At 73.4% G+C, this 15159-nt stretch carries 14 protein-coding genes and 1 riboswitch; of the genes, 12 read left to right on the top strand and 2 right to left on the bottom strand.

Annotation, left to right across the window (positions count from 1 at the left end; genetic code table 11):
* Positions 1-24 precede the first annotated feature (24 nt).
* The gene (locus ABZ822_RS17945) at positions 25-324 is read left to right on the top strand and encodes a hypothetical protein (protein WP_360854277.1); all 300 of its coding nucleotides are present in this window, start codon (positions 25-27) and stop codon (positions 322-324) included.
* A 26-nt stretch (positions 325-350) separates the two neighbouring features.
* Here ABZ822_RS17945 and ABZ822_RS17950 read toward each other — a convergent pair whose 3' ends face one another.
* Positions 351-1622 (bottom strand): MFS transporter, encoded by a 1272-nt coding sequence (locus tag ABZ822_RS17950; RefSeq protein WP_360854280.1) that lies wholly within the window; start codon positions 1620-1622, stop codon positions 351-353.
* Between the two features lie 98 nt (positions 1623-1720).
* Here ABZ822_RS17950 and ABZ822_RS17955 point away from each other — a divergent pair, with 98 nt between their 5' ends.
* The 11 genes from ABZ822_RS17955 to ABZ822_RS18005 all read left to right on the top strand — a co-directional run bounded on the left by ABZ822_RS17955 (position 1721) and on the right by ABZ822_RS18005 (position 12718).
* Entirely contained in the window at positions 1721-3019 is a 1299-nt protein-coding gene (locus tag ABZ822_RS17955; protein ID WP_360854283.1) for an ROK family transcriptional regulator, read from the top strand.
* A gap of 329 nt (positions 3020-3348) precedes the next feature.
* A riboswitch (FMN riboswitch) is annotated at positions 3349-3479 on the top strand.
* 150 nt (positions 3480-3629) lie between these two features.
* Complete coding sequence (gene ribD / locus ABZ822_RS17960) at positions 3630-4769, top strand: bifunctional diaminohydroxyphosphoribosylaminopyrimidine deaminase/5-amino-6-(5-phosphoribosylamino)uracil reductase RibD (protein ID WP_360854286.1); 1140 nt, start codon at positions 3630-3632, stop codon at positions 4767-4769.
* 1 nt (position 4770) lies between these two features.
* A complete protein-coding gene (locus ABZ822_RS17965) occupies positions 4771-5451 on the top strand; it encodes a riboflavin synthase (protein ID WP_360854289.1) in 681 nt (226 codons plus the stop codon).
* Positions 5448-6095 carry a nicotinamide mononucleotide transporter family protein gene (locus tag ABZ822_RS17970; protein ID WP_360854292.1) on the top strand — a complete coding sequence of 216 codons (648 nt, stop codon included), beginning with the start codon at positions 5448-5450 and terminating at the stop codon, positions 6093-6095. Before ABZ822_RS17965 ends, ABZ822_RS17970 begins: the two co-directional genes overlap by 4 nt.
* Positions 6092-7474: a GTP cyclohydrolase II gene (ribA, locus tag ABZ822_RS17975; protein WP_360854295.1), complete on the top strand. Its 1383-nt coding sequence runs from the start codon at positions 6092-6094 to the stop codon at positions 7472-7474. Before ABZ822_RS17970 ends, ribA begins: the two co-directional genes overlap by 4 nt.
* 116 nt (positions 7475-7590) lie before the next feature.
* Complete coding sequence (ribH, locus tag ABZ822_RS17980) at positions 7591-8076, top strand: 6,7-dimethyl-8-ribityllumazine synthase (protein ID WP_360854298.1); 486 nt, start codon at positions 7591-7593, stop codon at positions 8074-8076.
* Between the two features lie 107 nt (positions 8077-8183).
* Positions 8184-8456 (top strand): phosphoribosyl-ATP diphosphatase, encoded by a 273-nt coding sequence (locus ABZ822_RS17985; RefSeq protein ID WP_360854301.1) that lies wholly within the window; start codon positions 8184-8186, stop codon positions 8454-8456.
* A gap of 77 nt (positions 8457-8533) precedes the next feature.
* Positions 8534-9382 carry an ATP phosphoribosyltransferase gene (gene hisG / locus ABZ822_RS17990; RefSeq protein WP_360854305.1) on the top strand — a complete coding sequence of 283 codons (849 nt, stop codon included), beginning with the start codon at positions 8534-8536 and terminating at the stop codon, positions 9380-9382.
* Positions 9383-9425: 43 nt separating this feature from the next.
* Positions 9426-9899: a PH domain-containing protein gene (locus ABZ822_RS17995; RefSeq protein ID WP_360854308.1), complete on the top strand. Its 474-nt coding sequence runs from the start codon at positions 9426-9428 to the stop codon at positions 9897-9899.
* A gap of 234 nt (positions 9900-10133) precedes the next feature.
* Positions 10134-11597, top strand: a complete 1464-nt coding sequence (locus ABZ822_RS18000) for a hemolysin family protein (protein ID WP_360854311.1) — start codon at positions 10134-10136, stop codon at positions 11595-11597.
* Entirely contained in the window at positions 11594-12718 is a 1125-nt protein-coding gene (locus ABZ822_RS18005) for a hemolysin family protein (RefSeq protein WP_360854314.1), read from the top strand. The genes ABZ822_RS18000 and ABZ822_RS18005 overlap by 4 nt, the downstream gene beginning before the upstream one ends.
* Before the next feature lie 154 nt (positions 12719-12872).
* On the opposite strand, the gene ABZ822_RS18010 is transcribed toward ABZ822_RS18005, so the two are convergent.
* Positions 12873-14777: an AAA family ATPase gene (locus ABZ822_RS18010; RefSeq protein WP_360854317.1), complete on the bottom strand. Its 1905-nt coding sequence runs from the start codon at positions 14775-14777 to the stop codon at positions 12873-12875.
* Between the last annotated feature and the right edge of the window lie 382 nt (positions 14778-15159).

A 15159-nucleotide genomic window follows, 5' to 3' on the forward strand; every position in this document is an offset into this window, starting at 1 on the left:
CCCCGCCGCGCCTACCGTGGATCCATGGGAAGCGTCGAGGACCACCAGGGCTGGAGTTCCGCCACGTTCTCCTGCCGCGCGTGCAAGCGCCCGGTCCAGGCGGTGGCGAGGAAGCGCCGCAAGGTGTTCGGCACGTACGTCCCGGTCTGGGAGCCGGGGCCGTGCGAGAACCCGGAGTGCTCGCGGCACGCGGGCCCGCCCCCGCAGTCGCCCGACGAGGCGGAGGCCGCCGGCGCCGAGCCCGCGGGCCGTACGGAGGACGGTCCGGCCGACGGGCCGAAGGAGACCGAGCCTGGACAGGGCCCAGTGGGGAGTCCGGGGTAACGCGGGGCGTTCCCGGGCGGTCCCGCTCAGGACTCCCGCGCGCCGCCGCTCTCCCGCACGCTCCCCGCGCCCGCACGGTCCGCCTCCTGCCGAGCCACGGCATGCGCACCGCGCCCCGCGGACGCGAGCACGCCGGCGCCCACCACGAGCCCGAACGCCAGCACCGTGACCAGGCCGAACGACACCGTCAGCGACGTGGCGTCGGCGATCGACCCGATGGCGGACGGCGCGATGAGCCCCGAGGTGTACGTGATGGTGGCGACGCCCGCGATCGACTGGCTCGGCGCCGGACCGCTGCGCCCCGCGGCGGCGAACGCCAGCGGCACCACGACGGCCACGCCCAGACCGATGAGCGCGAATCCGGCCAGCGCCATCGCGGGATGGACCGCCGCGACGACCAGCGCACCGCCCGCCGTCGCGAACACCCCGCCGGCGCGCACCGTCCGTACCGGCCCGAACCGTTCCACCACGGCGTCGCCCGCCAGCCGGGCCGCCGCCATCGTGCAGGCGAAGGCGGTGGTGGAGGCCGCGGCCAGACCGGCCGACGTACCGAGCGCGTCCCGCAGATAGACCGCCGACCAGTCCAGGCTCGCGCCCTCGGCGAAGACCGCGCAGAAGCCGACCGCGCCGATGATCAGGGCGGACCTGGGCGGCAGGGCGAAGTGCGGCGGCGGGTGCTCGTCCGGATCGCTGCGCAGGTCCAGTACGCCCTGGCAGGCGGCCACGCCGATGACGGTCAGGACGGCCGCCGCGAGCGCCAGATGCGTACGGGCATCGACGTTCGCGTGGGCGGCCACGGTTCCCGCGGCGGAGCCGATGAGCGCACCCGTGCTCCAGAGCCCGTGCAGCCCGGACATGATCGAGCGGCCGAGCCGCTCCTCGATCTCCACCCCGAGCGCGTTCATCGCCACGTCCGACATCCCCGACGTCACGCCGAACACGAAGAGAGCCGCGCACAGGGAAGGAAAGTTGGGGGCGAGGGCGGGCAGTGCGAGGGCGGCGGTCCACAGCGCGATCAGCCCGCGGAGGGCGGCGCGCGCCCCGAAGCGGTGGCTGATCCGGCCGGCCAGCGGCATGGCGACGGACGCGCCGATGGCGGGGAAGGCGAGGGCGAGGCCGAGTTGACCCGCGCTGATCCCGGCATGGTCCTGGATCCAGGGGATGCGGGTGGCGAAGCTGCCGGTGACGGCGCCGTGCACGGCGAAGACCGTCGCGACGGCGATACGGGCCCGGCGCAGCCGCTGTGCGGGCACCGCGTCCCCGCGAGCCGGTACGCCCATGGCGCCGCTGCTGTCCATACAGCCAGTCCTCCCCGAATAGCCCCGGCCACGTCAATCCCGTAAATTATCAGGAACCCTGCCTGATAGATAGGCGTGCATCTGAGAGGATCCGGGGCGTGACACCGACACGCGTGCACCCGGCGGGCCGTACCGCATCGCCCAGTACCGCCCGGGCCATCAACGACCGGCTGGCCCTGCGCCTGCTCCAGACGGAAGGCCCGCTGACCGCCGGCCAGCTCAAGACGCTCACGGGGCTGTCCCGGCCGACCGTCGCCGACCTCGTCGAACGCCTCCAGGGCGCCGGACTGATCGCGGTCGTGGGGGAGGCAGGCGCCCAACGCCGTGGCCCCAACGCGCGGTTGTACGGGATCGTCGCCGACCGGGCCCATCTGGCGGGCGTCGACGTCCGCCGGCACGGAGTGACCGTCTCGGTCGCGGACCTGCTCGGCCGGCCGCTGGCCGAGGCGTCCCTGCCCGTCGAGCCCGACGGTGCGTCCGACGGCTCGCGCGCCGTCGGACGCGCGGTGGCGCTGCTGGAACGCACGGCTGCCAGGGCCGGAACCGCCGCCCTCCACACCATCGGCGTCGGCGCCCCCGGCCTCGTCGACCCCGCCACCGGCGCCCTCAGACCCACCGGCGAACTGCCCGCCTGGCACGGCCACTTCGTCGCCGAACTGCGCCGGAGACTCGGGGTCCCCGTCCTGCTGGAGAACGAGGTCAACCTCGCCGCCCTCGCCGAGCAGCGCGCCGGCGCCGCTCGCGACCGCGACACCTTCGTCCTGCTGTGGCTGGGCCACGGCGTCGGCGCGGCCGTGGTACTCGACGGCCGTCTGCGGCGCGGCGCCTCGGGCGGTACGGGCGAACTCGGCTTCCTGCCCGTGCCCGGCACGTCGGGACCTCCGTCGGCGACGGGCTGCGACGGCGGCTTCCACGCGCTCGCGTCGAGCCAGGCGGTCTGCGCCCTGGCGCGTGAGCACGGACTCGACGCCCGGACGCCGTCGGCCGCCGCGGACGACGAGGACGTGCCGGAGGAACCGGGGACGGCACGAGGCGGTGAGCCGGACGGAACGGCCGCGGTGGACGACGCGTCGGCGGCGGAGGCGGCGGTCCGGCACGCGCTCGACGCGGGGGAGCGGGGCGAGGCGTTCCTCGACGCGGTCGCGGACCGCGTCGCGCTCGGCGCGGCGGCCGTGACGGCGGTCCTGGACCCGGGCTGCATCGTGCTCGGGGGCGAGACGGGGCACGCGGGCGGCGACGCCCTGGCGGATCGGGTGTCCGCACGCCTCGCGCGGCTGTCCCCGCTGCCGACGGAGATCCGCCCGGCCGCGGCGGGCGGCACGGCGGTCCTCCGCGGAGCCGTGCTCACCGCGATGGACGCGGCCCAGGACGCGCTGTTCAGCCCGGCGGGCAGCTGATCGCGGCGGGCCCGGACGCGTCATACGCGCGTGGGTGCGGGCCGGGGCGGCGGCCCGCACCGACGTCGGGCTCTCAGCCGACCGCGTAGGACAGGACGCGTCGGTGCCCTGTGACCGCACGGACGGATTCGGCGTGGACGAACCCGTCGAGGCCTGCGGGATCCGGCAGTTGAGACCCGGAGGGCCGGGCGTCCGCGCGGGCGCGCCGGGACCGGTCCGTCCGGCCTCGCCGCCAGTGACGCCGGAACTGCGCGCTGTGAGGCAAGCCACAGAGATCGGCCGCATGGTCGTATCGCGGGCGTGGCAGACTGGACCCGTACCAGTGACGCAAGCGCACTCCGGGGTCGGTGAAAGTCCGAACCGGCGGTTACAGTCCGCGACCCGTCCGCATCCAGCGGCCGGTTGACCAGGTGAAACTCCTGGACCGACGGTTAAAGTCCGGATGGGAGGCAGTGCGCGGCGGGCCAGCACCGGTGCGCCGCCGTCCCGGCGATCGTCCGTCTCTCAGCGGACGGTCCGACCGTATCGGCCTCGGCGTCCCCGTTGTCTTGTTCCGCTTCTGTCATCTCGACAGCCCCGGAGTCCTTGCCCGAAGAGGCAGGAGGACCCGGTGGCCACCTCAGCGGCCGAAGCCGACGCGATGCGCCGAGCCATCGCGCTCGCCGCGCGCGGTCTCGGATCCACCAGCCCCAACCCCGTCGTCGGGTGCGTGATTCTCGACGCCTCCGGGGAGACGGCCGGTGCCGGCTGGCACCACCGGGCCGGCGGACCGCACGCCGAGATCGAGGCGCTGCGCGAGGCGGGGGAGCGGGCCCGCGGCGGGACCGCGGTCGTCACCCTGGAGCCCTGCAACCACACCGGCCGTACGGGTCCCTGCGCCCAGGCGCTCGTCGACGCCGGGATCGCCCGCGTCGTCCACGCCGTCCCCGACCCCAACCCGGCCGCCACCGGCGGCGCCGCCACGCTCGCCGCGGCCGGGATCGACGTCGAGTCCGGGCTGCTCGCGGAGGAGGCCGAGGCGGGCAACATCGCCTGGCTCACCTCCGTACGGCGCGGCCGGCCGTACGTGCTGTGGAAGTACGCCGCCACCCTCGACGGCCGCATCGCGGCGGCCGACGGCACGAGCCGCTGGATCACCTCGCCCGAGTCCCGCGCCGACGTCCACCGGCTGCGCGCGCAGGCCGACGCGGTCGTCGTCGGCTCGGGCACGGCCCGTACCGACGACCCCCAACTCGGCGCCCGCGTCCGGGAGTCGGGCCTGCTGGACTCCGAGGTCACCCAGCCGCTGCGCGTCGTCGTCGACAGCAACGCCGGGGTGGTCAAGCCGGGCGCCCGCGTCCTGGACGGCACGGCCCCGACGCTCGTTGCCGTCGCCGAGGACGCCGACGCAACGCACCTGGAGGGCCTCGCCCCCGTCGTACGGCTGCCGCGCGCCCCGCTCGGCCGCCGCGGCCTGAGCATCCCCGCCCTCCTCGCCGCCCTGCACGAACGGGACGTCCGCTCCGTGCTGCTGGAGGGCGGGCCCACGCTGGCCGGAGCGTTCGTCGCCGCGGGCGCGGTCGACCGGGTCGTCGCCTATCTCGCACCGGCCCTGCTCGGCGCCGGTCCCGCCGCCCTCGCGGACGCCGGAATCACCACGATCGGAGAGGCGTTGCGGCTCGATGTGGCCGAGACCGTCCGCCTCGGACCCGACCTGCGCATCACCGCCGTACCCACCCCCATCACCGCCCCGTCTCCCGAGGAGAACTGACGTGTTCACCGGAATCGTCGAAGAACTGGGTGAGGTCGTCGCCGTGGAGGACCTCGGGGACGCGAGCCGCTTCCGGCTCCGCGGCCCCGTCGTCACCGACGACGCCAAGCACGGCGACTCGATCGCCGTCAACGGCGTCTGCCTCACCGTCGTCGAGACCGGGCAGGGCGAGTTCACCGCCGACGTCATGGCGGAGACCCTCAGCAGGTCCAGCCTCGGCGCCCTCGCCCCCGGCTCCCGCGTCAACCTCGAACGCCCCATGGCGCTCGGCGGGCGCCTCGGCGGCCATCTCGTCCAGGGGCACGTGGACGGCACGGGCACGGTCGTCGACCGCAAGAGCGCCGAGCACTGGGAGATCGTGAAGATCTCGCTGCCGGAGCATCTGACCCGGTACGTGGTGGAGAAGGGCTCCATCACGGTCGACGGCATCAGCCTGACGGTCGTCGACGCCGGCCCCGACTTCTTCACCGTCAGCCTGATCCCGACGACGCTCGCGCTCACCACCCTCGGCATCAAGCAGCCCGGCGACCCGGTCAACCTCGAGGTCGACGTCATCGCCAAGTACGTCGAACGGATGCTGGCCGCGGGAGCCGTCGGCGCTGCCGGTGCCGCGGGCGCCGGGGAGCCGGGCCGTACGGAACTGCGCGCGGACGGCCGTACGGAGCCGGAGGCCGCCGAGTGAGCGCCTTCGACTGGCTGAACGGCCGGGCCTTCGAGATCTTCGGCCAGCAGCTGATCTGGTCCGACATGATCGGGAACACCATCGGCCTGATCGCCCTCGCCCTCGGCTGGCGCCGGTCCATCTGGACCTGGCCCGCCCAGCTCCTCGCCGGAGTCGTCCTCGTCGCCGCCTACGCGTCCGCGCAGCTCGGCGGAGGCGTCGGCAAACAGCTCCTGGTCATCGGTGTCGCGGCCTGGGGCTGGGCGCAGTGGCGGCGCGGCCGCCGGGACCAGGACGGGGAACTGTCCGTACGGTTCGCCACGTGGCGGGAGCGCGGCATCCTCGCCGGTGCCACGGCGGCGGGCACGCTGGCCGTCGGCGGACTGTTCACCGCCGTACCCGAACTGTCCTGGAACCCCTGGCCCGACGCCTACATCTTCGTCGGCACCCTCGCCGCGATGGTCGCCCAGGCGCGCGGGCTCGTGGAGTTCTGGTTCGCCTGGATCCTGGTCGACCTCGTCGGCGTCCCGCTCGCGTTCAGCAGCGGCCTCGTCTTCTCCGGTCTCGTCTACGTCGTGTACCTCGTCCTCGTCCTGTGGGGGATGCGCGACTGGTGGCTGCGCACGCGAAGTGCCGGGCCCGCCTTGGAAGGAGCAGCGGCATGACCGCACAGATGAGTTGGTACGGCGTCGAGGGCTCGGAGGACGAGCTGCGGCTCGACCCCATCGGCCTCGCGATCTCCGAGATCGCCGCCGGGCGGCCCGTCGTCGTCGTGGACGACGAGAACCGCGAGAACGAGGGCGACCTCGTCGTCGCGGCCGAGAAGGCCACCCCCGAGATCGTCGCCTTCATGATGAGCGAGTGCCGCGGCCTGATCTGCGCACCCATGCAGGGCAGCGAACTCGACCGCCTCGAGCTGCCGCAGATGGTCGCGGACAACACCGAGTCCATGGGGACGGCCTTCACCGTCTCCGTCGACGCGACCGCCGCGCACGGCGTCAGCACCGGCATCTCCGCCGCCGACCGGGCCACCACCCTGCGTCTGCTGGCCGGAGGTTCCAGCACGGCGGGCGACTTCGTGCGCCCCGGCCATGTCTTCCCGCTGCGCGCCCGGCCCGGTGGTGTGCTCGAACGCAACGGCCACACCGAGGCCGGTGTCGACCTCGCGCGCCTGGCGGGTCTGCGTCCGGCCGCCGCGATCGTCGAGATCGCGGCCGAGGACGGCACGATGATGCGGCTCCCCGAACTGATCCCGTTCGCCCGCAAGCACGGGCTGGCGATCGTCTCCATCGAGGACCTGGTCGCGTACCGCAGGGACGCCGAGCGCACGGCCCGCCCCGACGCCGGGCCGGCGGTCCTGCCCGAAGCGGGCGCCCGGTCCGGGGCCGAGCCCGTCGTCCCGCCCCCGGCCGAACCCGTCGTCCGGCGTGAGGCCGAGACCCGGCTGCCCACCGCTTTCGGCGACTTCACGGCGTACGGCTACCGCTCCACGGCCGACGGCGTCGAGCACATCGCCCTCGTCCAGGGCGAGATCGGCGACGGCGAGGACGTTCTCGTCCGCGTCCACTCCGAGTGCCTGACCGGGGACATCTTCAGCTCCCAGCGCTGCGACTGCGGCCCCCAGCTCCAGGCGTCCCTGGCCCGGGTCACCGAGGAGGGCCGGGGCGTGGTGATCTATCTCCGCGGTCACGAGGGCCGCGGCATCGGGCTGCTGTCCAAGCTGCGCGCCTACGAACTGCAGGAGCGCGGCCGGGACACCCTCGACGCCAACCTCGAACTCGGGCTGCCCGCCGACGCGCGCGACTACGCCGCGGGCGCCCGGATGCTGAGCGACCTCGGCGTGCACAGCGTGCGCCTGATGACCAACAACCCGGAGAAGAGCGAGGCCCTGCTGCGCCACGGCCTGCGCGTCACCGGGCGGGAGCCCATGCCCGTCCAGGCGGGGGAGCACAACCTCCGCTATCTGCGCACCAAACGGGACCGGATGGGACACGAACTGCCGTGGCTGGAGACCGAACACCTCTCGGCCTGCGGCAACCAGTAGACCGCGGGGCGAGCGGGCCCACCGTCGCCGGACGCCGGCACCGACAGCGGGTCACAGCACCGACAGCGACAACAGCACCGACAGCAACGACAGCACCGGATCCACCGAGGAGAGACGTGAGCGGCAAGGGCGCACCCGAACTGACCGTGAAGAACTGCCGGGACCTGCGGGTCGCCGTCGTCGCGGCACAGTGGCACGAGAAGGTGATGGACGGCCTCGTCGACGGCGCCCTGCGCAAGTTGCACGAGCTCGGCATCGACGAGCCGACCCTGCTGCGCGTCCCCGGCAGCTTCGAACTGCCGGTCGTCGCCAAGGTCCTGGCCGGCCGCGGCTACGACGCGATCGTGGCGCTCGGCGTCGTCATCCGCGGCGGCACCCCGCACTTCGAGTACGTCTGCCAGGGCGTCACCCAGGGGCTGACGCAGGTGACGGTCGACACCGGCGTCCCCGTCGGGTTCGGCGTGCTGACCTGCGACACCGAGGAGCAGGCGATCGACCGGGCGGGCCTGGAGGGCTCGACGGAGGACAAGGGCGACGAGGCCGTGACCGCCGCCGTGGCCACCGCCGCGCTGCTCCGCTCGGTGTCCGAGCCCTGGCGGTGAACCGGCTTCCGGGCCCCGGCCGGCGCGACCGCCGCCGGGGCACCGCGTCGCCGGGGCGAGCGCCCGGGCGAAGAGCGCCCCGCAGGACCCCGTAGGCTAGGGCCACCATGGCGAACAAGACTTTCGAGGAGCTCTTCGCCGAGCTCCAGCACAAGGCCGCCACCGGCGACCCCAGCACGTCCCGCACCGCCGAGCTGGTCGGGAAGGGCGTGCACACCATCGGGAAGAAGGTCGTCGAGGAGGCCGCCGAGGTGTGGATGGCCGCCGAGTACGAAGGGGCCGACCGTACCGCCGAGGAGATCTCCCAGCTCCTGTACCACCTTCAGGTGATGATGGTGGCCCGGGGCATCTCCCTGGACGACGTATACGCTCATCTCTGAGGCTTTCCCGCGCCCCGGCCCGTAGCGGCCGGCGTCCGCGTCCCACTCACCTTCACCACGTAAGGAAGATCAACCCCATGCTGCGCATCGCCGTCCCCAACAAGGGTTCATTGTCCGACCCTGCGTCGGCGATGCTGCATGAGGCGGGATACAAGCAGCGCAAGGACCGGCGCGAACTGGTCCTCATCGACGCCGAGAACGAGGTGGAGTTCTTCTTCCTCCGCCCCCGCGACATCGCCGTCTACGTCGGCTCCGGCCGGCTCGACATCGGCATCACCGGCCGCGATCTGCTGCTGGACTCCGGCGCGGAGGCCGAGGAGATCATGCAGCTCGGCTTCGCCGGCTCCACCTTCCGTTACGCGACCCGGCCCGGCACCGCGAAGGACGTGAAGGACTTCGGCGGCATGACCGTCGCGACCTCCTTCTCCGGCCTGGTCACCCGCCACCTCGCCGACAACGGCGTCGACGCCTCGGTCGTCCGCCTGGACGGCGCGGTGGAGACCGCCATCCAGCTGGGTGTGGCCGAGATCATCGCCGATGTCGTCGAGACCGGCACGACGCTGCGCAACGCCGGTCTGGAGATCATCGGCGAGCCGATCCTGAAGTCCGAGGCGGTCGTCGTCCGGCGTACCGGCGAGGGCACCGAGGACCCCAAGATCCAGCAGTTCCTCCGCCGTATGCAGGGCGTCCTGGTGGCCCGGCGCTACGTGATGATGGATTACGACATCCGCGTCGAGCACGTCGAGCGGGCCGTCGCGCTCACCCCCGGGCTGGAGTCGCCGACCGTCTCCCCGCTGCACCACGAGGGCTGGGTCGCCGTCCGCTCGATGGTCCCGTCCAAGGACGCCCAGCGGATCATGGACGAGCTCTACGAACTCGGCGCCCGCGCCATCCTCACCACCGGCATCCACGCCTGCCGTCTCTGAGCCGGCCGCCCCGCACCGCCACCCGTCCGCGAACGGCCGAAACGTGACCACACCCGTGCCCCAGTCCGAGTCTCCCGCTCTCCCCGAACTGCCCGTCACCTTCCGGCCGACGCGCACCCGGGTCGTCCTGCTGACCGTCGGCAGCGCGCTCTTCGCCGTGCTCACGGTGATCGCCGTGCTCCTGCCGTCGCTCAGCCCGGGGGAGCGGATGAGCTTCGTCCTCACGGGACTGCTGTTCTTCCTGGTCCTGCTGCTGCTCAGCCGTCCCAAGGTGGTGGCCGACTCCGGCGGCGTCACCGTCGTCAATCTCACGACCAAGCGCCGCCTGGCGTGGGCCGAGGTGCTGCGGGTGAACCTCCGCCCCGGCGACCCCTGGGTGCTCCTCGACCTGGCCGACGGCACCAGCCTGGCCGCGATGGGCATCCAGCCGGGCATCAACAGGGACCAGGCGGTCCGGGACGCCCGTACGCTGCGTGACCTGGCGGAGGCGTACGGTACGGGGGAGTCCGCCGTGTAGGACAGGAACACCCGCCGACCCGCACCGGCGTCGGCAGGGTGTCTTCGCAGACTTTTTCTCCTTGATTACTCTTGTCGCGGCGGCGCGCTGTGCGCCGTCGCCCCGTACACCCGCGGAGCCCGCGCACAGCCCGTGCCCGCTGGGGCACCTGCTCTTCGAGGAGTGACACCCTCCGGCAATGGACGGATCGTCCTGTAGTACCTGCGCCGCCCCCTCCCCCGAGGCGGCGGCATCATGACCACCTCCCTGCTCCTGCTCGGCGCGGCCCTGCTGCTGATCCTCGCCAACGGGTTCTTCGTGGCCGCCGAGTTCGGACTGGTCACGGTCGAGCGGCCCGAGGCCGAGCGGGCGGCCGCCGACGGCGACCGCCGCGCCCGCACCGTGGTCACCGCGCTGCGCGAGCTGTCCTTCCAGCTCTCCGGCACCCAGCTCGGTATCACCATCACCTCGCTGGTGGTCGGCATGCTCGCCGAGCCCGCGCTGGCGCATCTGCTGGCCGGCCCGTTCGCGGCCACCGGGCTTCCCGAGGGCGCCGTCCCTGGTGTGGCCGTGGTCGTCGGCATGCTCGCCGCGTCCGCGGTGCAGATGGTGATCGGCGAACTGGTGCCCAAGAACTGGGCGGTCTCGCGGCCGTTCCAGGTCGCCCGGTTCGTCGCCGGCCCCCAGCACGCCTTCTCCCGCTTCTTCCGCCCGGTGATCGCGCTCCTCAACGCCGTCGCGAACCGCATGGTGCGCGCGCTGGGCGTGGAGCCCACCGAGGAGCTCGCCTCGGCCCGTACGCCCGACGAGCTGGTCTCCCTCGCCCGCCACTCCGCGCGGGCCGGCGCCCTGGAGGAGGACACCGCCGACCTGTTCGTGCGCACCCTCTCCCTGGGCGAACTGACCGCCCAGCACGTGATGACGCCGCGGGTGCGGGTCAGCGCCCTGCAGTCCACCGCGACCGCCGAGGACGTGCTGAACCTCACGCGCGCCACCGGCCTGTCCCGCTTCCCCGTGTACCGGGACCGGCTGGACGAGGTCGTGGGTATGGTCCACCTCAAGGACGCGCTCGCTGTCCCGGCGCAGGAGCGGCTCCGTACGCCCGTGGGCCGGGTCGCCGTACCGCCGCTGCTGGTCCCGGAGACCGTGCCCGTCCAGCCGCTGCTGGAGCAGCTGCGCAGCGAGCAGCCGATAGCCGTGGTCGTCGACGAGTACGGCGGCACGGCCGGGGTCGTGACCCTGGAGGACATCGTCGAGGAGCTCGTCGGCGAGGTGCGCGACGAGCACGACGGCGACGATCTGCCGGAGCTGGCCGCTGCCCTCCCCGAGGACGGCCGCCCGGCCTGGGAGGCCGACGGCGGCTGCCGGGTCGACACCCTGCGCCGGATCGGCCTGGAGGCCCCCGAGGGGCCCTACGAGACGGTGGCCGGCCTCGTCGCCGACCTGCTCGGCCGCATCCCGGCCCCGGGCGACACCGCCGAACTGCCCGGCTGGCGGCTGCGGGTGCGGATGGTCGACCACCACCGCGCCGCGCGGGTCCGGATCGCCCGGCTCGACGGCACGAAGGCCCGGCAGGACGGCGCCGCGGGCACGCCCGACGGCGTGAAGGGCACGTCCGACGGGGCGAAGAGCCCGCTCGACGGCGCGAAGAGCCTCCTCCTGGAGGGCACCGCGGACCGGCAGGCCCGCAAGGACCGTACGAAGGCGGCGGCCCGATGAGCGCACTCCAACTCCTCTTCGCCGTCCTCCTGGTCCTGGGCAACGGCTTCTTCGTCGGCGCCGAGTTCGCTCTCGTCTCCGTCCGCCGCAGCCAGATCGAGCCGCTGGCCGCCGAGGGCTCCGCCCGCGCCCGTACCGTGCTGCAAGGGCTGGAGAACCTGCCGCAGATGATGGCCGCCGCGCAGTTCGGCATCACCGTCTGCTCGCTGACGCTCGGCGCGGTCGCCGAGCCCACCGTCGCGCACCTGCTGGAGCCGGTCTTCCACGCCGCCCACGTGCCCGACGGGTTCATCCACCCGCTCGGTTACGCGATAGCGCTCGCCGTCGTGGTCTTCCTCCACCTCGTCGTCGGCGAGATGGTCCCGAAGAACCTCGCCATGGCGGCCCCGGAGAAGACCGCGATGTGGCTCGGGCCCGCGCTGGTCGGCTTCGCGCGGCTCTGCCGGCCCGTGACCGCCTTCTTCGGCGCGTGCGCCACGCTCGTCCTGAGGCTGTTCCGGGTCGAGCCCAAGGACGAGCTGGAGGCCGCCTTCACCAGCGAGCAGCTCGCCCACCTGCTGGAGGACTCCCGCCAGGCGGGCCTGCTCGAACCGGGTGAGCAGGAGCGCCTCGCCGACGCCCTGGAACTGGGCAGCCGCCCCGTCACGGAGGTCCTCCTCGACCGTGCCGGACTGGTCACCGTCGATCCGACCGTGACGCCGCAGGAGGTCGAGGAGCTGACGGTACGCACCGGCTACTCCCGCTTCCCCGTGGTCGCCTCGGGCGCCTTCATGGGCTATCTCCACGTGAAGGACGTCCTGGACCTGGAGGACACGGACCGGGCGGTGCCGCAGCAGGTGTGGCGGCCGATGACCACGCTGCGGGCGGAACTCCCGCTCGACGACGCCCTCACGGTGATGCGCCGCGCGGCCAGCCACCTCGCGCAGGTGGCGGACTCCTCCGGCCGGGTGCTGGGGCTCGTCGCGCTGGAGGACGTGCTGGAAATGCTGGTCGGCGAGGTGCGCGACCCGGCGCACCGCGGGGTGGCCGTACGCCAGCGGCAGCCCTCGAGCCCGGCCCGCGCGCGGACCGAGCCGACCGAGCCGCCCACCGACCGGTCGCCGGTGGCCGCCGCGAAGTAGGAGACGCCTGGTCCGGGCCGCCCACCGGGGCGGCCCGGCCGGGGCACGTTGCAGGCGTCCGCCGGACGCTCACCTCCCACGCCTGCGCCGGACGCTCACCTCCCAGGCCTGCGCCGGACGCTCACGCCGGACTGCTCCGGTGGGTGCCTGCTGCTCACATCATCGGGTCCTGGGGGCCCCGCCCGCGCGGACCACGGCCCGACAGCACCTCGCCGTACGCCTGCATCAGGTCCGGCAGCCGCAGCGTCGCCAGGTCGTCCCGGCTCGGTGCCCCGTTGTAGCCGGAGAGCCGCAGGTCGCGGTAGGCGCAGCTCTTCTCGTACAGGGTCCGCAGGAAGCGGCCGTTGCCCAGCTCGTCGATCCAGCCCTGGTCGACGACGTGCCCGCTGATGCTGCGCAGCTCCTCGACCGCCTCCTCGTCCCAGCAGTCGCCGTTCTCCGCCGCCAGCACCTCACCGATCTTCGTCAGCTCCAGCGGGCGGTAGCTGGGGAAGTCGACCCGGGTGGTGAAACGGGAGCTGAGGCCCGGGTTGGTGGCCAGCAGCCGGTCCATCCCCTCGGGATAGCCGGCCAGGATCACCACGAGCCGGTCGCGGTTGTCCTCGGCCCGCTTCAGCAGCACCTGCAGGGCCTCGTCGCCGTACGCGTCGCCCTTGCTGTAGCCGGTGTTGGACAGGCTGTACGCCTCGTCCACGAAGAGGACGCCGCCCAGCGCAGAGTCGATCAGCTCATTGGCCTTCACCGCGGTCTGCCCCAGGAACTCGCCGACCAGATCGGCGCGCTGGGCCTCGACCAGATGGTCGCCGCCCAGCAGCCCGAGCGCGTAGAACACCCGGCCGAGGATCCGGGCCACGGTCGTCTTGCCCGTGCCGGAAGGGCCCGAGAAGACGAAGTGGCGCTTCGGCGGCTGCACGGGCAGACCCTGCGCCGCCCGGAGCCGCGCCATCCGCAGCTGTGCCGACAGCGCCCGCACCTGCCGCTTCACCGGCTCCAGACCCACCATCCGCTCCAGCTCGGCGAGCGCCTGGTGGAGCAGGACGGCATCGGCCGGTCCCGAGGGCAGCGACGACTGCGGGGGCTGCACGGGGAAGACGGCCTTCTCCCGTACGGAGCCGTCCGCGTCGACCGGGGCCGTGCCCGGCACCGGCTCGTCAGGATCCGCGGGAACGGTGGGCAGATCCCGGCCGTCGCCCGGGCCGTCGGGGGAGAGGAGGTCGGGGTCGGCCGTGGCGTCGAGGGCGTCCTGCCCGATCCCGGCGAGGGTGACGGAGGCCAGGCCGCCCGCCTCGTCCAGGCCGTCGCCCTCGGAGATCGCCGCCAGTCGTGCCGCCGTGTCCATGAAGGCCGGATCCACGCGGTGCACGGCGCGGTAGAGCGGAAGTGCCGCGGCGCTGCGGCCGGTGCCCTCGTGCGCGCGGGCGAGCCAGTAGCGCAGCTCCTTGCGCTGGGGCTGCTCGCTGCGGCAGCGCATCAGGGCGGCGGAGAGCAGCGGCTCGGCCTGCCCGTACATCTCCAGCCGCACCCGCGCCATGCCGCCGAACAGCCCGGCCTCGATGCCCAGCATCGGGTCGTCGATCAGCGGCTCGGTGTGGCGTACGAGCTGCTCCCAGTCCTTGACGAGATACGCGCGGCAGGCGTGCAGGAAGCGCACCTGCGGATCGGTGTCCACGGGCGGGCATCCGGCGAGGGCGCGGTCCAGTTCGGGCACGTGCCGCCCGTCCAGCCAGTGCGAGGCGTGCGCCAGGAGCAGGTCGCGCGGGCTCTCCAGGACGGGCTGGACCCACCAGCCCAGCCAGTACCAGGAGTTGAGCGCCCTGCGGTGGCGGGCGCGCTGCTCGCCGAAACGGTCGCGGTGGCGGTTCATCCGCAGCAGCGCGGTCGTGGTGTCGACGCGCAGCGCATGCAGGCCGAGCCAGCCGTCCGCCATGCCCGGGTCGATCCGGACCGCGGTTCTGAACTCTTCCTCGGCCTGCGCATAGGCGCCCATGGTGTAGGCGTCGACGGCCCGAACCCAGGCGAGATCGGCGGGGGCGTCCGAGCCCTGCGAGCCGATGTCCATCACGTCCCCCACAAACCGTGCCCCCGTGGTGTGCCGCCGGGCCTCTGCCGGGCGGCGGTCTGCTGCCGAACCGCCGCGCTGTGGACGGGAGTTGTACTCCCGGAACGCATCGTACCTGCGCCATCGCCGGTCGCCGAGGTGCGCCGCGCGACGATCGTCGAACCGGACTCTATCCGGTCGGGCGGGAAGGCGATACGGCCCTGTCGATACCGCTGGTGACCGAGCGTGAGTGACCCGCCGCGCGGTGCGCCGGAATTGGGCGATCCTGTGTGGATCGCGCACACCGCACCAAGGCAGAACGAAGCCCCCGATCACGGGGGAACAACCGGGGGCTTCGCATCTGCGGGCGGTCGTCGCAGACCGCTCATTGAGAACGTAAGAC

It is taken from the genome of Streptomyces sp. NPDC047108 (genome assembly GCF_040643575.1).
Classification (GTDB): Bacteria; Actinomycetota; Actinomycetes; order Streptomycetales; family Streptomycetaceae; genus Streptomyces.